The organism is Advenella mimigardefordensis DPN7, from assembly GCF_000521505.1.
In the GTDB taxonomy this organism is placed as follows: Bacteria; Pseudomonadota; Gammaproteobacteria; order Burkholderiales; family Burkholderiaceae_B; genus Advenella; species Advenella mimigardefordensis.
Window position 1 is genome coordinate 1,911,792 of the sequence record NZ_CP003915.1, and the last position, 18,021, is coordinate 1,929,812.

The following is an 18,021-nucleotide window of genomic DNA, read 5'->3' on the forward strand; positions in this document are numbered from 1 at the left end:
GGTCAGTGAACCCGCATACCCGCATTATCAGGAGAACATTTTGGCTCAGACCCTTTACGACAAACTCTGGGACGCCCATGTGGTGCACCAGGAAGACGACGGCACCTGTCTTTTATATATCGATCGTCATTTATTGCATGAAGTGACCAGCCCGCAGGCCTTTGAAGGTCTGGCACTGGCTGAACGCAAGCCATGGCGGCTGTCCGCCAACCTGGCCGTGGCCGACCATAATGTCCCCACTCAGGGGCGTGCCCAGGGCATCAGCGACCCTATTTCCAAATTGCAGGTCGATACACTGGATAAAAACTGTGAGACTTATGGTGTCACCGAGTTTCGGATGAACGACCTGCGTCAGGGTATTGTGCACGTGATCGGGCCAGAGCAGGGTGCAACACTTCCCGGCATGACCGTGGTTTGCGGCGATTCGCATACCAGTACGCACGGTGCGATGGGTGCGCTGGCCTTCGGTATTGGTACGTCTGAAGTGGAGCATGTACTGGCCACGCAAACGCTGTTGATGAAAAAAAACAAGAGCATGCTGATCCGTGTCAGCGGTGATCTGCCTTTCGGCTGTACCGCAAAGGATCTGGTGCTGTATATCATTGGTGTGATCGGCACGGCTGGCGGCACAGGCTATGCCATTGAATTTGCCGGCAAGGCGATCAGTGACCTGTCCATGGAAGGGCGCATGACGGTCTGCAATATGGCCATCGAAGCGGGGGCGCGTTCCGGTATGGTTGCCGTGGATGATAAAACGATTCAGTATTTCAAAAACCGTCCCTATTCGCCAACAGGCGTATTGTGGGATCAGGCCGTAGCCTACTGGAAGACGCTGCATTCGGATGCCGATGCCAAATTCGACAAAATCGTCGATATCGATGCCCGTCAGGTACGTCCGCAAGTAACCTGGGGTACCTCGCCCGAGATGGTATTGTCTATTGAAGATCGTGTGCCTGATCCGGAACGTGAAAAAGATGAAGTGCGACGCAGCGGTATGGAGCGCGCGTTGCAGTATATGGGCCTCAATCCCAATACGCCGATTACCGATATCCGCGTTGACCGCGTCTTCATTGGCTCCTGTACCAACTCCAGGATTGAAGACCTGCGTGCTGCGGCAAAAGTGGCGCGTGGCCGCCGCGTTGCCGGCAATGTGATTCAGGCTATGGTGGTGCCGGGTTCCGGTCTGGTCAAGAAGCAGGCCGAACAGGAAGGGCTGGATAAGATTTTTCTGGAAGCCGGTTTTGAATGGCGCGAACCGGGTTGCTCCATGTGTCTGGCCATGAATGCCGACCGTCTTGAGCCGGGTGAGCGTTGCGCGTCCACCTCCAACCGTAACTTCGAGGGCCGTCAGGGCCAGGGTGGCAGAACTCACCTGGTCAGCCCGGCCATGGCCGCCGCCGCCGCGATTGCCGGTCATTTTGTCGACGTCAGAAAATTAGGATAAGAGCATGGAAGCATTTACCATACATGAAGGCCTGGTCGCCCCCCTGGATCGCGAAAACGTGGATACCGACCTGATCATTCCGAAGCAGTTCCTCAAATCTATCAAACGCTCGGGCTTTGGTCCCAATCTGTTTGATGAGCTGCGCTATCTGGATCACGGCGAACCAGGAATGGACAACAGCAAGCGACCACTTAATCCCGAGTTCGTGCTGAATCAGTCGCGCTATCAGGGCGCCAGCATACTGCTTGCACGTAAAAATTTCGGTTGTGGTTCGAGCCGTGAACATGCGCCGTGGGCGTTGACCCAGTACGGTTTCAAGGCCATTATTGCGCCTTCGTATGCCGATATCTTCTTCAATAACAGCTTTAAGAACGGCTTGCTGCCCATTATTCTTTCCGAACTGGAGGTGGCGCGGCTGTTCGACGAAGTGCGTGCCTTTAATGGCTACAAATTGCGCATCGATCTGGAACGTCAGGTGGTGATTGCTGCTGATGGACGTGAGCTGCACTTTGAAGTTGACGCCTTTCGCAAATACTGTCTGCTCAACGGCTTCGATGACATCGGCCTGACCTTGCGTCGCTCCGACCAGATCCGTCAGTTCGAAGCCGAGCGCCTGGCGCGGCACCCGTGGCTTGAAGGCAGTGCCGGGTTGAGCCGCTAAATCCTATACCCATTAAGAAGAGAAATACGCGTTATGACACATACAATTGCAGTCCTTCCCGGTGATGGCATCGGTCACGAAATCGTTGAACAGGCCCAGCGCGTGCTGAGCGCCCTGGGGCTGGACTTGACCATGGAACAGGCGCCCGTGGGCGGCACCGCTTTCGACCTGCATGGCCATCCTTTGCCGGAAGCCACGCTGGCGCTGGCAAAACGCAGCAGTGCCATTCTGTTCGGCGCTGTCGGCGACTGGAAATATGACTCGCTGCCACGTGAACATCGTCCCGAGCAGGCCATTCTTGGCCTGCGCAAGAACCTCGGTCTGTTCGCCAACCTGCGTCCGGCCATTCTGTATCCGCAACTGGCCAATGCCTCGTCGCTTAAACCGGAAGTGGTCTCGGGTCTGGATATTCTGATCATCCGCGAACTTACTGGCGATATCTACTTCGGTAAACCCAGGGGCGTACGCGTGGTAGAAGACGGCCCGTTCAAGGGTGAGCAGGAAGGCTATGACACCATGCGTTATGCGGAGTCCGAAGTACGCCGGATTGCGCGCGTGGGTTTTGAGGCCGCACAAAAGCGCAACAAGAAACTGTGCAGCGTGGACAAGGCCAACGTGCTGGAAACCTCGCAATTCTGGCGTGACATCATGATTGATGTGGCCAAAGACTATCCAGACGTTGAACTGTCTCATATGTATATCGACAACGCCGCCATGCAACTGGTACGTGCGCCCAAGGAGTTCGATGTAATCGTGACCGGCAACATCTTCGGCGATATTCTGTCTGACGAAGCCGCCATGCTGACCGGCTCTATCGGCATGCTGCCGTCTGCGTCGCTCAATGCCTCCAATCAGGGTCTGTATGAACCCAGCCATGGTTCGGCGCCGGATATCGCCGGCAAAAATGTTGCCAACCCGCTGGCCACCATTCTGTCTGCAGCCATGTTGCTGCGTTATTCACTGAACGAAGCCGCAGCGGCGGATCGTGTGGAAAACGCAGTCAAAGCCGTGCTGGAGCAGGGGTTGCGTACAGCCGACATTTTTGAGGCTGGAACCACAAAAGTTTCCACTTCTCAAATGGGTGATGCCGTATTAAAGGCATTAAACTGATATAGTTATAAAATTCAGTCACTTATCTTGGCGGATCGCGCACAGGCTGCGCGCATCCGCTATTGCAGTTGTATTCGGCCCACTATTCGGGCCATGGTTATCAGCTAAACAATTTTTTCAGCTTCATAGAATCAGGTAAAGAATCATGTCACAGTCAGTGGGTTTTGTCGGATGGCGCGGAATGGTGGGTTCCGTCCTTATGCAGCGTATGCGCGACGAAGGCGATTTCGCTTTCATTAATCCGGTCTTTTTTTCGACGAGTAATGCCGGGGGCAAGGCGCCTGCCTGGGCCGAAGGCGCCGGTCCCTTGCAGGACGCGCATGACATTGACGCACTGAAGAAGCTGCCTATTATTGTGACGGCCCAGGGGGGCGATTACACCACGCAGGTGCATGGCAAACTGCGTGACGCCGGCTGGGACGGCATCTGGATTGATGCGGCCAGTACCCTGCGCATGAAGGACAATTCCATTATTGTGCTGGACCCGGTCAACCGCAACGTCATCGATTCGGCCATCAGCAAAGGCGTCAAGGATTTTGTCGGTGGCAACTGTACCGTCAGCTGCATGCTGATGGGTCTGGCTGGTTTGTTTAAATATGACCTGGTTGACTGGATGACCAGCATGACGTACCAGGCTGCTTCCGGCGGTGGTGCCCAGCATATGCGCGAACTGCTGACCCAGTTCGGCCAGCTCAATGCCGCCGTCAAACCGTTACTGGATGATCCTGCTTCGGCCATTCTGGAAATAGACCGTCAGGTGCTGGCAAAACAGCAGGATCCGTCACTGCCACGCGATATGTTCGGCGTGCCGCTGGGCGGCAGCCTGATTCCCTGGATCGACAAGGATCTGGGCAATGGTCAATCCCGCGAAGAATGGAAGGCCGAAGCAGAAACCAATAAAATCCTGGGTCGTGGCGAAGGTTTTGGCACGGCCGCTATTCCTATCGATGGCCTGTGCGTGCGTATCGGCGCCATGCGCTGCCACAGTCAGGCACTCACCATCAAGCTGAAAAAAGACGTGTCTATCGACGAAATCAGCGACATGCTCAAGGAAGGCACGCAATGGGCCAAAGTGATCCCGAACACCCGTGATGAAACCATGCAGGACCTCACGCCGGTAGCCACTACCGGTACCCTGGATATCCCGGTAGGCCGCCTGCGCAAGATGTCCATGGGCCCAGAGTACCTGAGCGCCTTTACCGTTGGTGACCAGTTGCTGTGGGGTGCGGCCGAGCCCTTGCGCCGTATGCTGCGGATCAGCGTCGGAGAGCTGTAATCATGGAACTGCCTACCTGGATAGCGAATTACATTTCGTTGTGGCTGCTTGGTGTATTGGGCGTCATCGTGGTGGGCCTGTTCATCATGCTGCGGTGTGACCAGCGCCGGAAGGCCCGGATTCCTGCGGGGCCGGGTTATGAAGCGTTCCAGCAGAAACTCAAATCCATCAATCTGGATCTTGATGCACCCGACTCCGACGCATCAACCCGTTCCTGAGCAGGACGTCGCTCAGCAGGAGCAGTCCATGTCCAGACGCATTGCGCTGGGCATTGCCTATCATGGCAAGTCCTATCTGGGCTGGCAGACGCAACCGGGCGGGCGCACGGTCCAGGATACCCTGGAAAAGGCGCTGGCGGCATTCACTTGCGAAGCCACGCCTACGATCTGCGCGGGGCGCACTGACACGGGCGTTCACGCCAGAGCCCAGGTCGTGCATATCAATACCGCCATAGTCCGGCGTATGGAATCCTGGGTCAGAGGCGTTAATGCGCATTTGCCGGCCGATATTACCGTGCGCTGGGCGCAGGAAATGCCGGCAGACTTTCACGCGAGATTTTCCGCCACCTCCCGAACTTACGTGTATTTGCTCAGAAACGAGCGGATCCTGTCGCCTCACTGGTACGGCCGGGCCGGCTGGGATTTTCATCCACTGGATCTGGACGCCATGCAAAGGGCAGCACAATATCTGCTTGGTGAGCATGACTTCAGTAGTTTCAGGTCCTCGCAATGCCAGGCCGCCAGCCCGATACGCACGATTGAACATCTCAATATTGTCAGGCAGGGCGCTTTTTTTGTTTTCACGCTCAGGGCCAACGCATTTTTGCATCATATGGTGCGCAATATTCTGGGCTGCCTGCTGTATGTAGGCAAAGGGCGCTACCCGGCCGACTGGATGCCACAGGTGATGGCTGCACAGGATCGCAAGGTGGCAGCACCTACTTTTATGGCTGATGGGCTGTATTTTGCTCAGGCCAGCTATCCCGCCCATTTCGGGCTGGAACAATATGACGCCTTTGATCTGAGCAGGCCGTTAGACGCGCTGCTGTTCGAATCCTGAATCAAACGTGTCTCTACCTGAATCAGACGTGACTTTACCTGAATCAGTCGTGCCTTTACCCAGCCTATCGCATATGCAATAAAAACAACAAAAAGTAACCACCGTAGTGGAGCATCGCGTCGGTTGCAACAATTCATTTCACACGCAATAACGACAGGCAGGATGGAGCGTCTGACGCCATTCATTACAAATGAAATGGCCTGCTGAGTTCAGGGAAATAAGGGTAATTCTTGAGGGTAAAAAAATAATAATTCCTGTAGCATGCCCCGGTAACCAAAAGTTTCGATCCCTTCTTACTCACAATACCATTGGAGACATCAACGATGAAACGTCGTTCCTTCCTCAAGCAGGCCACCGCCGGTGTTGCCGCAACGGGCGGTGCCGTTCTGGCATCGCCTGTATTTGCGCAAGATGCCCCCAGCATCAGCTGGCGTCTGGCTTCCAGCTTTCCGACCAGTGCCGATGCGATCTATAACGGTAGCGTCAATTTCGCCAAGCACCTGGCTGAAGCGACAGATGGCAAATTCAAAATCAGTGTCCATCATGCAGGGGAAGTGGTTCCGGCACTGCAAGTGCTGGATGCGGTGCAGAACAACACAGTGCAATGTGGTCACAGTGCCGCCTATTACTATTATGGGAAGGATCCTGCTCTCAGTTTTGACGCTGCGGTGCCATTCGGCCTGAATACCCGTCAATACAACGCCTGGATGCGGGCAGGCAATGGTCTGGCACTGACCCGGGAAGTCTACAAAAAATTCAACATCGTCAATTTTCCCTGCGGCCATACCGGTACGCAAATGGGTGGCTGGTTCCGTAAGGAAATCAATAGCGTAGAAGACCTCAAGGGCCTGAAAATGCGTTGCAGCGCCTTTGCCGGTGCGGTGCTGTCACGCCTGGGAGTGATCCCGCAACAAGTTGCCGGGGGCGATATTTATCCGTCGCTGGAGAAGGGTACGATTGACGCGGCTGAATGGATTGGCCCGTACGATGATGAAAAACTCGGCTTTAACAAAGTGGCCAAATACTACTACTATCCGGGCTGGTGGGAAGGCGGTTTCCAGGTTTCACTGTATGTGAATGATGGTGAGTACGAAAAACTGCCGAAACACTATCAGTCTGCCATTATGCAGGCCAGTGCGCTGGCAACCGAGGAAATGATTGGCACCTATGACGCCAAGAATCCCGCTGCACTGCGTCGCCTGATCGCCGGCGGCGGTGTCCTGAAGCGTTTCCCGAAAGCAGTACTGGACGCTTCTTTCGCCGAAGCGACCAAAGTATATGAAGAGCTGTCTGCGAAAGATCCGCTGTTCAAGAAAATCCATGATGACTACATGGCATTCCGCAACGATGTTTACCCATGGTTCGGTGTTGCAGAGTTCAGCTACGATGCATTCATGCTGGATGCATTGAGAAACAAAAAATAAAAACACCATGTAAAATCCCTGTTTTGCCGGCTATTTTTCCTTCGGGTTCAATGGCCGGCAAAACAGGCGTATGCTGTTATCTCTTCTTTTCCCTATTTTTGGTGTGAAAGCAAATGAAGTTCCTCTTCACTCTTTCCCGGGCTATTGACGCGCTCATGAATGCGATTGGTCGCGTTGTAATCTGGCTCACGCTGGTCGTGGTGCTGATCAGTGCTGCGAACGCGGTAGTCCGTAAAACCTTCCATTACAGTTCCAACGGCTGGCTGGAAATTCAATGGTATCTCTTTGGCGCAATTTTTTTGCTTGCGGCCGGGTATACCTTTCTCAAGAACGAACACGTGCGTGTGGATATTATTTCCCAGCGCCTGTCCAGGCGGACCCAGATCATTATCGAAACGATAGGCGTGCTGTTCTTCATGTTGCCGGCCTGCCTGTTACTTATATACCTGTCCTGGCCATTTTTCATGCTGGCTTTCGAGACCAACGAGCAATCCTCCAATGCAGGCGGATTGGTGCGCTGGCCGGTGAAGTTGCTGATCCCCATCGGATTCACATTACTGGTATTGGCAGGGATCTCTCATCTGATCAAATGCGTAGCTTACCTCAGTGGAAAAGGTCCGGATCCCCTGGCGCCCATGGGCGGCAAGACATCGGAAGAACTGCTGGCCGAGGAAATCGCGGCAGAAGCAGAGCTGAAACGACAACAATCACTGCAGGCGGGTAACTAAGCATGGAGTTCTTCATTCAAAATATGCCGCCGATCATGTTCCTGACATTGATCTGCTTTCTGCTGCTGGGCTTTCCGGTGGCCTTTTCGCTGGCTGCCAACGGTATTCTTTATGCCTTGCTGGGTATTGCCTTTGGCGAATTTACGTTCCCGTTTCTGCAGGCTCTGCCCGACCGGGTGTTCGGCATTGTGCAGAATGATTCGCTGCTGGCCGTGCCGTTCTTTACCCTTATGGGCCTGATTCTGGAACGATCGGGCATGGCCGAGGATTTGCTGGAAACAATTGGTCAGCTGTTCGGGCCGATTCGCGGCGGTCTGGCCATTGCTGTAGTCTTTGTGGGCGCCATGCTTGCGGCAACCACGGGTGTGGTATCGGCTTCGGTCATTTCCATGGGTCTTATTTCACTACCCATCATGCTGCGTTACGGCTATGACCGTAAGCTGGCCACCGGTGTTATTGCTGCCTCGGGTACATTGTCGCAAATCATTCCGCCATCACTGGTCCTCATCATTCTGGCCGATCAGCTGGGTCGTTCCATTGGCGATATGTATCGCGGTGCCATGATTCCCGGCTTTATTCTGGCAGGTGCCTATATTGTATACGTGGTGATTGCGTCGTTGATCAAGCCGTCGTATGCACCGGCTCTGCCACCAGAAGCGCGTGTTTATCGTGAATCCAATGGCAGCAATGGTCTGCCGTCATTGCTTGTGCTTATTCTGATTGCCAGTGTCGGCGCCTGGTTGCTTGGCAAAGTGTTTCTCTCGGAAAAAAGCGCTGCCGATGAAACCATTGTCCTGAATCTGTTGCTGTGGGGAGTGATTGCATTTGTCATTGCAGGACTGAACAAGCTGCTTCGGCTGAAACTGCTGTCCCAGATTGCTGAACGCGTGGTTTTTGTGATGGTGCCACCGCTGTTTTTGATCTTTCTGGTATTGGGGACCATTTTCATTGGCGTGGCGACACCGACAGAAGGTGGTGCCATGGGCGCAGTTGGCGCTATCATCATGGCGATGATCCGCGGCCGCCTGACGCTATCATTGCTCAAGCAGGCGATGGATACCACCACCAAGCTGACCAGCTTTGTCGTATTCATTCTCGTGGGTTCAACCATCTTCACGCTGACCTTTACCGGATTTGGCGGACAGCATTGGGTAGAGGGCCTGTTTGCTTCTCTGCCAGGAGGGGAAATCGGCTTTCTGATCGTCGTCAGTATTGCCACTTTCTTTCTGGCCTTTTTCCTGGATTTCTTTGAACTGGCCTTTATCATTGTGCCATTGCTGGGGCCGGTGGCCGACAAAATGGGTATCGATCTGATCTGGTTCGGGGTGTTGCTGGCGGTTAATATGCAAACATCTTTCATGCACCCGCCGTTTGGCTTTGCGCTGTTCTACCTGCGTTCGGTTGCACCCAAAGAGGACTATACCGACAGGGTGACCGGCAAGCCGATCAAACGGGTGACCACAGGCGAGATCTACAAAGGCTCCATACCGTTCATTATCATCCAGCTGTTGATGGTGGCGTCGGTCATGGCCTTCCCGGCTATGGTCATGCACTATAAAGGCACGGGCACTGGAATTGATCCGAGCCAGGTCACTTTTGATACGGGTAATTCCTACGGTACAGATCCTTATGGCTCCGACAACGGGTTCGATAGCGGGTCCGGTAGCGATGCGAACAAGGACAAAGGCAGTTCTGGTGATGCCTACGACGATCCGGGCAACGCATTCAAATAAGCGGTTTGCTGCAGGGGCTTTGTCTGCTGCGGCTAGCGGATGTAACGATCATTTCAGGATATCAACCTGGAAAATTCGTTAAACTCATAACCCTGGCATCTGCTTTGCCGGGGTTTTTTTATGGGACTTAAAATGAGAACCCGCGTTAAATTCTGTGGACTGTCGTCAGAAAAAGATATACACGATGCGGTTCACGCCGGGGCCGATGCCATTGGGCTGGTGCTTTACGAGAAAAGTAAACGCTATGTGCCGCTGGCGCAGGCGGCAGCGTTGCGTCGTGCCGTGCCTGCCTTTGTTCATGCCGTTACACTCACTGTGAATGCCGATGTATCGTTGATCGAACAGATTATGAACACGGTAAGGCCGGACTTTATACAGTTTCACGGTGATGAAACGGCCGATTTCTGCGAGCAGTTTGCCTATCCCTATATTCGGGCATTAAGAGTAGGCGCGCCGGGTCTGGCAACGCCGCAAGAGATTGCTGCTGCTGTCAAGGCCTATCCGAATGCACGGGCGTTTCTGTTTGATGCTTATTCACCTGCGTATGGCGGCGCCGGTATTTCATTTGAAATTGGCTTGCTGGCACAGGTTACGCAGGATTTGCCGGCGCACAAAATCATCATTGCCGGCGGCCTGAATGCATCCAATATCGGCGCGCTGGTAAGCAGTTACCATCCCTATGCGGTTGATTTGAGTAGCGGGATTGAAATTGCGCCCGGTGAAAAAAGCGCCGGCAAAATGCGCTCCTTTATGCTGGCGCTGTCCGAGGCCGATAAGTTGCACTGGCCAGCAGAACTGTGAAGGCCGGTGTTGTGGTTCACGACAGTGCCTGTCATGCTGTAATGCGCGCCAGGCAGTGATGATTCTTCACTGCCAGGACGCTACAGGTTTGACCATTAAAGACTAGCGGTTATTACCATATGTGAAATGCCGGTACAGTGCCTGTGCCAGATAGTCCAGTGCAAAGCCCAGCAGACCAATAAACAGAATGCCGGCCATCAGTTCTGAGTAGGCCAGACGGTCGCGGGTATCAAGAATGAAATAGCCCAGCCCGGACGACACACCCAGCATTTCGCAGGGTACCAGCAGAATCCAGGAGATACCGATAGACAGGCGCAGACCCGTCAGGATATGCGACAGAATGCCCGGTAGAACAATGGTTTTGAGCGTTTCAAAACGGGTAGCCGACATGCTTCGGCTCAGTTGCAGCCATTGCGGATTAAGGCTTTTGACGCCGGCGGCCGTATTCAGAATAATCGGCCAGACGGCGGCAAACGTGAGCAGAAAATAGATGGGTGCATCGCCAATCCCAAAAATCATCACTGCAATCGGCATCCACGACAGGGGCGAAATCATGCGCAGGAACTGGAAGGCCGGCTGGGTGCTGTTTTCAAACCAGCGGGCGCTACCCACGGCCAGGCCTATAGGAATGCCGATCACCAGCGCCAGCGCCAGGCCCACAAATACCCGCCGCAAGCTGGTCAGTGCATGGCCGGGCAGTTCACTTTGCCCCAGCAAGTGAACCAGTGCCGCAAAGCTGTTCTGTGGCGACAACTGTTCGGCCAACGGCATGGAGTCAGTCAGACTATGAATCCCAATACCCCAGAGCAGGATCAGAATGACCAGCCCTGCGATGCCGGCCAGCGGCGTCGCATAGCGGCTGATCCGGCGTTTTTTGACGGGATTCACGCCAGGGGAGGCAAGGCTTGCTGTTGTCATCATCATCCTAGGCTACAACCTGCTCGGTTCGCGTGAATGATTCGTCCAGGCCGAACGTTTTCAGGCCACCAACGGCGGCCACCGCATTTTTAACGAAGCTGTCATCCACCAGATCACGTGCCACAAATGCCGGATCCAGCATTTTAAGAAAACTGTTATTGCCTTCGATATGCGTATTTTTCAATTGACGCACCAGCTCTTCGGTATAGGAGGCGAAGGGATACGGTTGAAAATCGATACGCGCCGTTTTCCAGTTGGCGTGTTCAATCGCGCCGGTGGCTTCGTAACGTGATTCGAAATCCGCATCCGGCACCAGCACGCGCGACAGGGTGGGCTTGCTATGCGGCGTATATTTATTGGGACCATCCTTGCTGAGCAGATCGGCCGTTTCCTGTCGGTGATCGCGGATCCAGGCCTGGGCCTTAACAATCGCATTCACGGTTTTCTGCGTCCAGTCCTTTCTTTCGGCAAGGTCGCGTTCGTGCATCAGTACCACGCAACAGGCGTGATCTTTCCAGACGTCGCCGGTAAAGCGCAGCACCTTGCCCACTTTCAGGTCTTCGGCCAGTGCATTGAACGGCTCGGCCACAATATAGCCGGCAATGGTTTTGTTAGCCAGCGCCGGCACCATATCAGAGGGCGCCATCACCACCAGCTTGACTTCATCAGGCGCGGGTTTGTCATGCGAGACGGGTTTCAGATTGCTTTTGTCTAAAAGCTGTTGCAGAACCACGTTGTGGATGGAATACCAGAACGGAATGGCTACGGTTTTGCCGCCTAAATCCTTGACGTCATTGACGTCCGGTGCAACGGTCAGTCCGGAGCCGGACATATGGTTCCATGCCACCACCTTGGCTTTGGCCTGACTGCCATAGCGCGTCCATACCGTCATGGGCGAGAGCAGATGAATCACGTTCACCTGACCGCTTAAAAAGGCTTCGGCCAGTTGCGCCCAACTGCGGAACAGGCGCGGCTTTTCTACCTGTAGCCCTTCGGCTTCAAACAACTTGTTGGCGTGCGCGACCAGCAGCGGCGTGGCATCGGTAATCGGCAGGTAGCCGATACGAACAGGCGCATCCGGCTCTGCGGCAAACGCCCGGTTTTGCGCGTTCAGCAGGGGCAGGGCGCCCGCCGCTGTAAGCAGCGAAGACAGGCGAAGAAATTCACGGCGGGAGCGAAGATTCATGATGGATTGCTCGGTTGAATGAGTGTTGGTGACGTTACCGCTCAGGCGCCTGTACCGAAGGCGTTGCGTAACGTGTGGACGATATCGGCCCGAATGGATAAAAACTCGGGACTGGCAACGTCACGAGGATGGGATTGCATTAAGGACCAATGGCGGTGCGCACTGGCATTTTTATCCAGCAGAATGATGCGGTCTGCCAGCGTCAGCGCTTCATCAATATCGTGAGTGACCATGACGGCACTGGCTCGATAGTGCGAGATCGTATCCAGCAGCAGCTGTTGCATTTGTGCGCGGGTGATTTCATCCAGTGCACTCAGCGGTTCATCCAGCATCAGAATACGCGGTCGGCGCGCCAGACTGCGGGCCAGAGCCACACGTTGCGCCATCCCACCAGATAAACTGGAAGGGTAGTGACTGCCGAAACCGTCCAGTTTAACGGTGTCGATCGCTTCGGCTACCGCTGCATCAATTTCCTGACGGCTGCGATTTTTATGCCGTTTGAAATTCATTCCATATGCAATATTCTGCGATACGTTCAGCCAGGGCAGCAGATTGGGGTCCTGAAACACAAAGCTGATATCCGGATGCGGCTGACTGATGGCCTGCTCATTGAGCCGAACCTGTCCGGCCTGCGGTGTTTGCAATCCGGAAAGAATGCGCAATAGTGACGATTTGCCAACACCACTGGGGCCGATAATGGCAACGAATTCCTGCTCGCGCAGCGCCAGTGAAAAATCGTTCAGGACGATTCGTTCTCCTTCATCGCCCGGATAGCTGATGCGAATATGTTCAGCGTGCAGCAACACGGGCCGTGCCTCCTGAGCAACAGCCACCGGCGCGGCACTGGCTGGCAGTGCACCGATGTGCTGAGAAAGAGGTGTATCGTCGGAATAAAGTGCTTTCATGCAGTCAGTCCGGTATCAGCACAAAGTCCAGCTTGCTCAGACCACAATCAGGGCAGACCCAGTCATCCGGAATGTCCTCAAAGCGGGTGCCGGCAGGAATGCCTTCCTCGGGAAGGCCGGCCGATTCGTCGTAAATAAAGCCACAGGGCCCGCACATCCATTGTTTCACTATGCGGCCTTTTTCTCTTGTTCCAGCGCGTGAATCTCTTTGCGCAGGTGTTTCAGGGCGGGGGTGACAATCGCCACAAACAGGGCTTCACGCAGCAGTCGCTGCGCAGCATGGCGCATCAGGTATCCTTTGGCACCGGCGTGCAGTGCGGCCGATTGCGTGGCTTTCAGGCTCAGCTCAGAGGCGGCGGCACGACCCTGTAAAACGGCAAGCAGATCAGACTGGTCCGTATCGGCCAGCGCAGCCATATTACGGGTTGCAGAGGCGTAGACATCCAGATCGGACTTGATATCATCGAACTGATCGTCAAGAAAAATATTAACGTGCTCGTGTGTCAGGTTGCTGTCGCGAATGATTTTCAGGCTGGCATCAATCACACCCAGACCAATACCAATCTGACCCAGAATGAAACCGGGCTTGATGCGACGAATAAATTCCTTGAATTGCTCAGGCTGGGCCAGCACATGTTCGGCCGGGATACGCACGTCGCTGAAGCGAACATTAAACGTGCGAGTGCCTTCGTAACCGGAAAACTCCGGGCAGGGTTTCAGCGCCAGCCCAGGCTGATTGCACTCCACTGCAAACATGGCATAGCCTTCCTCACCCACACGGGCGGCCACAATAACGATATGCTCTTGCCCAAGATTAGACACCCAGGGCAGGCTGCCATTGATAATCAGCGCATCGCCATCGCGCACCGCAGACAGGTGAATACGCTCAATATCAGCCAGGTGTTTGACGGTGTTGGACATACCGGTGCCCGACAGCAACTGGCCGCTGGCTACCGGTGCCAGGAATTTTTCGCGTGCCGCTGCGTTGGGTGCATGCTGCAGATACCAGGCTGAAGTTGACTGGCACCAGGCAATAAAGGCAGTGGAGGCGCAATAGCCGGCAATGCGGCGGGTGATTTCAATCTGTTCAGCCAGACCGGCATTGCGACCACTGAATTCTGTTGATACGGCTGCGTCATAGGCGCCCAGTGCACCCAGTTCCCGAACAATCGCTTCAGGATACAAGCCTTCCTGATCAATTTGCTGAACCAGAGGCTTTAATTTAGCGGCCAGCAGCGCGTCAATCGCTTCAAAACGGGCAGCCTGGTCGGCATCTGAGCGGAGGGATATTTCAGGAGCAGACATAATAATCCTATACTTAACTGATGCGGCTAGTATAAAAACTATTTACTTATGACTGAAATACATTAAAAGAATGTTCTTATTGCTGTATTTCATATGACATGCTTCTGAATCGATAAAAGGCTATAAGGCGATAGGGTTGTTAGCCTCTGACAAAAAACGGTCAATACGTGGATGGCCGGCGCCGCTCATGACAGTGCGAGGGCAGGCCGGATCGTTATCGCTTTATCGTATCGTATAGGCGCGCAGTTGCTGTTATTTTGTTATTCCGTTTCTGCCTGAGTGGTCAGCGCTTCAATGGACTCGTGCAACTGCAGCCATTCTTCTTCCAGCGTTTCGGCGGTCGCGGTTAGTTCGCCATGTTCGGCCAGCACGGCAACCCGTTCGTCCCTGCGTGCATCAGAATAGAAATCTTCATCGGCAATCAGTGCATTGATCTGGGCAATGCGGGCCTGCGCGGCTTCCAGGTTTTTTTCGACCTGCGCCAGGCGCTTATCCAGCGGCTTGCGTAGCTGTGCAATGCGCTGGCGCTCTTCGGCCTGCTGACGTCGCACCGCTTTGCGATCGGGCGCCGCGCCCGCGCCATCGGTTGCCGCGGTCGCATCGCGCTCTTCCTGGCGTATGCTCAGAGCGCGTTGAGCCAGCCAGTCGCGATAGTCGTCCAGGTCACCGTCAAACTCAATGACCTGGCCATCTGCCACAATCCAGAAACTGTCCACCGTGGTGCGTAGCAGATGCCGGTCGTGCGAGACCATCAGCATGCTACCGTCAAATTCGGCCAGCGCGGTGGCCAGCGCCTCACGGGTGTCCACATCCAGGTGATTGCTGGGTTCATCAAGCAGCAGCAGATTGGGCTTTTGCCAAACGATCAGCGAGAGCGCCAGCCTGGCCTTTTCACCCCCGGAAAAGGGCGCTACTTTGTCGTTGACCTTATCACCGCCAAAACCGAATCCACCCAGATAATTGCGCAGTTCCTGTTCGCGTGCCTCAGGTGCAATGCGCTGCAAGTGCTGCAACGGGCTGGCATCAACATCAAGCATATCCAGCTGATGCTGGGCAAAATAGCCAATCTCCAGACCCTTGGACGGTTTGTAATGGCCCGCCAGGGGCTCCAGTTCACGGGCAATGGTCTTGATCAGCGTACTCTTACCGGCGCCATTGACGCCCAGCACACCAATACGAGCGCCGGAGCGAATCATCAATTCGATATTGCTCAGAATCACGGTTTGGTTTGCCTGTTCATCGGTATAGCCGGTGGCCACCTTGTCCATACGAAGCAGCGGATCGGGCATGGAAGGCGGGGAGGGGATATGAATATAGATACCCGACTCGGCCTGCAGCGGGGCCAGTTTTTCCATACGAGCCAGCGCCTTGACGCGGCTTTGTGCCTGCTTGGCCTTGGTGGCTTTTGCCTTGAAACGATCAATGAACGATTGCAGCCGGGCCGATTCCCGGCTCTGGCGATCTATCGCCACCTGCAACTGCCGCACGCGTTCGGCGCGCTGAGTCAGGAAATCATCATATCCACCCTTATAGCGCACGAGCTTTTGCTGGTCCACATGCAAAATGGTTTTGGCCACGGCATTCAGAAATTCAGTGTCGTGCGAAATCAGGATAACCGTACCCTCGTAGGCCGCCAGCCATTTCTCCAGCCACAGCATGGCATCCAGATCCAGGTGGTTGGTCGGCTCGTCCAGCAGCAGCAATTCGGACGGGGCCATCAGTGCACGGGCCAGGGCCAGACGCATTTGCCAGCCGCCGGAAAAACTATTGACCGCCTGAGTCCACTGTTCAGGCCGAAAACCCAGGCCGGCCAGCAGTTGTTCGGCACGCGATGGTGCGCTCCAGGCATCGGCCTCGACCAGCGCCGCTTCCAGCTCGGCAATGCGGGTGCCGTCCGTATCGGGTGTGGCAGCGCGCGCCTGTTGCAGCTCACGCAAATGTGTATCCCCGTCAATCACGAATTCCCTTGCCGGTTGCGTAGTGGCATGGATTTCCTGTTCGACCGTGGCAATTCGCCAGGAATCGGGAATGAACAGATCACCGGCATCCGCATCGATCCGCCCTTGCAGCAGGGCGAACAGCGTTGTTTTGCCCGCGCCGTTTTTGCCGACCACGCCAACGCGTTCCTTTGGGTGTACGACGAAGTCGGCATTTTCCAGCAGCACCTTGGTGCCGCGACGTAAAGTAAGGCCAGAAGAGCGAATCAAAGCGAATAATCCGAGGAAAAAATAATCAGTGGAATTTAACGGGTAATGTGATGGACAACATCAAGGGCAACATCAAGGGCAACATCATACAACGGGTAACGCCATAGCCATTCAGACACATCGGTCAGGCCACGTTGTTTTATATAGGGTGACCTTGTCGCCGTTTGTCAGGGGCAGAGCCTGGTACTGCGCCGTACGGGCGCTGCTCAGGTCCGCAAGACCGCTACGCGCTCTATTGCTATTGTATTGGTTTTCCGGCCCTTGGCCAGGCTTGTGCAGGCGCGATCGGACAAGCAGCAAGCCATTGAGTGCCAGGATGATAGCGTCAGAGCGTGAGCAATTGTGCGCGTGTCAGCAGCAGGATAGAATCGTCACTCTGGGCTGTTTCAAGAAATACCGGATTCAAGGTCGGGAAGGCGTTCATGAAGTTTTCATATTCATTGCCAATTTCCAGAACCATAAAGCCATCATCGCTCAGATGTGCCGCACCCTGAGCCAGAATCGTGCGAATAATGTCCATGCCATCGTCACCGCCAGCCAGCGCCAGTACGGGTTCGTGCTGGTACTCGCTGGGCAGTTGCGCCATGGCGGTACTGTTCACGTATGGCGGGTTGCAAACAATGACATCATAGCGCTGCGCTTGCAGTGGCGCATACAGGTCACCCTGTACTACATTGACCCGATCGCCTAATTGGTACATGTCCACGTTTCTCTGTGCCAGACGAATGGCATGACCGGCCAGGTCGACTGCGTCAACCTGCGCATTCGGGAAGGCCAGCGCGGCAAGAATAGCCAGGCAGCCGGAACCGGTACACAGATCAAGCACATGCTGTACGTTCTCGGGATCCGCGACCCATGGGTCAAGTTGTTCGGCCAGCAGTTCTGCGATGGGTGAACGCGGGACGATCACGCGCTTGTCGGTCAGGAAACGGTGACCCTGCAGCCAGGCTTCGCCCGTCAGATAAGCCAGGGGAACCCGTTTTTTTACACGCAGTTCGATCAGGCTGATGCATTGCCTTTTTTCGTCTTCCAGCAGGCGGGCGTCCAGAAACGGGTCCAGCGTATCCAGCGGCAAGTGCAGCGTAGACAGGACCAGATAGACAGCTTCGTCCCAGGCATTATCACTGCCGTGGCCAAAGGCCAGTTCTGCGTCATTGAAGCGGGAGACCGCATAGCGAATAACGTCGCGCACTGTTTTCAGCTCGTTGTGGATTTTTGAAGCCATAAAATATCCGATATTCAATGTTAGATATACAATTGCTTA

At 54.8% G+C, this 18,021-nt stretch carries 17 protein-coding genes; 10 read left to right on the forward strand and 7 right to left on the reverse strand.

Annotated features, from left to right (window positions below):
* Nucleotides 1–40 precede the first annotated feature (40 nt).
* The 10 genes from leuC (at nt 41) to MIM_RS08865 (ending at nt 10,236) form a co-directional block, all read left to right on the forward strand.
* The gene (gene leuC, locus MIM_RS08820) at nt 41–1,444 is read left to right on the forward strand and encodes a 3-isopropylmalate dehydratase large subunit (protein WP_025372385.1); all 1,404 of its coding nucleotides are present in this window, start codon (nt 41–43) and stop codon (nt 1,442–1,444) included.
* Nucleotides 1,445–1,448: 4 nt separating this feature from the next.
* Entirely contained in the window at nt 1,449–2,105 is a 657-nt protein-coding gene (gene leuD, locus MIM_RS08825; RefSeq protein WP_025372386.1) for a 3-isopropylmalate dehydratase small subunit, read from the forward strand.
* 33 nt (nt 2,106–2,138) lie between these two features.
* Entirely contained in the window at nt 2,139–3,215 is a 1,077-nt protein-coding gene (gene leuB, locus MIM_RS08830; protein ID WP_025372387.1) for a 3-isopropylmalate dehydrogenase, read from the forward strand.
* A gap of 145 nt (nt 3,216–3,360) precedes the next feature.
* Entirely contained in the window at nt 3,361–4,491 is a 1,131-nt protein-coding gene (gene asd, locus MIM_RS08835) for an aspartate-semialdehyde dehydrogenase (protein WP_025372388.1), read from the forward strand.
* A 2-nt stretch (nt 4,492–4,493) separates the two neighbouring features.
* Nucleotides 4,494–4,709, forward strand: a complete 216-nt coding sequence (locus tag MIM_RS08840) for a hypothetical protein (protein WP_025372389.1) — start codon at nt 4,494–4,496, stop codon at nt 4,707–4,709.
* A gap of 28 nt (nt 4,710–4,737) precedes the next feature.
* Nucleotides 4,738–5,550, forward strand: a complete 813-nt coding sequence (truA, locus tag MIM_RS08845) for a tRNA pseudouridine(38-40) synthase TruA (protein ID WP_025372390.1) — start codon at nt 4,738–4,740, stop codon at nt 5,548–5,550.
* Between the two features lie 323 nt (nt 5,551–5,873).
* The gene (locus MIM_RS08850; RefSeq protein ID WP_025372391.1) at nt 5,874–6,974 is read left to right on the forward strand and encodes a TRAP transporter substrate-binding protein; all 1,101 of its coding nucleotides are present in this window, start codon (nt 5,874–5,876) and stop codon (nt 6,972–6,974) included.
* Between the two features lie 113 nt (nt 6,975–7,087).
* Nucleotides 7,088–7,702: a TRAP transporter small permease subunit gene (locus MIM_RS08855; protein ID WP_025372392.1), complete on the forward strand. Its 615-nt coding sequence runs from the start codon at nt 7,088–7,090 to the stop codon at nt 7,700–7,702.
* A gap of 2 nt (nt 7,703–7,704) precedes the next feature.
* Entirely contained in the window at nt 7,705–9,435 is a 1,731-nt protein-coding gene (locus tag MIM_RS08860; protein ID WP_025372393.1) for a TRAP transporter large permease, read from the forward strand.
* Nucleotides 9,436–9,567: 132 nt separating this feature from the next.
* A complete protein-coding gene (locus MIM_RS08865) occupies nt 9,568–10,236 on the forward strand; it encodes a phosphoribosylanthranilate isomerase (RefSeq protein WP_025372394.1) in 669 nt (222 codons plus the stop codon).
* Between the two features lie 102 nt (nt 10,237–10,338).
* On the opposite strand, the gene MIM_RS08870 is transcribed toward MIM_RS08865, so the two are convergent.
* From MIM_RS08870 to prmB, 7 genes are all read right to left on the reverse strand, one after another.
* Nucleotides 10,339–11,157: an ABC transporter permease gene (locus MIM_RS08870; RefSeq protein WP_245592863.1), complete on the reverse strand. Its 819-nt coding sequence runs from the start codon at nt 11,155–11,157 to the stop codon at nt 10,339–10,341.
* Between the two features lie 4 nt (nt 11,158–11,161).
* Entirely contained in the window at nt 11,162–12,340 is a 1,179-nt protein-coding gene (locus MIM_RS08875; protein WP_025372396.1) for an ABC transporter substrate-binding protein, read from the reverse strand.
* 41 nt (nt 12,341–12,381) lie between these two features.
* A complete protein-coding gene (locus MIM_RS08880; RefSeq protein WP_025372397.1) occupies nt 12,382–13,245 on the reverse strand; it encodes an ABC transporter ATP-binding protein in 864 nt (287 codons plus the stop codon).
* A gap of 4 nt (nt 13,246–13,249) precedes the next feature.
* Complete coding sequence (locus MIM_RS08885) at nt 13,250–13,402, reverse strand: rubredoxin (protein ID WP_169733358.1); 153 nt, start codon at nt 13,400–13,402, stop codon at nt 13,250–13,252.
* An 11-nt stretch (nt 13,403–13,413) separates the two neighbouring features.
* Nucleotides 13,414–14,550: an acyl-CoA dehydrogenase family protein gene (locus tag MIM_RS08890; protein ID WP_025372399.1), complete on the reverse strand. Its 1,137-nt coding sequence runs from the start codon at nt 14,548–14,550 to the stop codon at nt 13,414–13,416.
* A 260-nt stretch (nt 14,551–14,810) separates the two neighbouring features.
* Complete coding sequence (locus MIM_RS08895; RefSeq protein WP_025372400.1) at nt 14,811–16,757, reverse strand: ABC-F family ATP-binding cassette domain-containing protein; 1,947 nt, start codon at nt 16,755–16,757, stop codon at nt 14,811–14,813.
* 325 nt (nt 16,758–17,082) lie between these two features.
* A complete protein-coding gene (gene prmB / locus MIM_RS08900; RefSeq protein WP_025372401.1) occupies nt 17,083–17,982 on the reverse strand; it encodes a 50S ribosomal protein L3 N(5)-glutamine methyltransferase in 900 nt (299 codons plus the stop codon).
* Nucleotides 17,983–18,021: the final 39 nt, after the last annotated feature.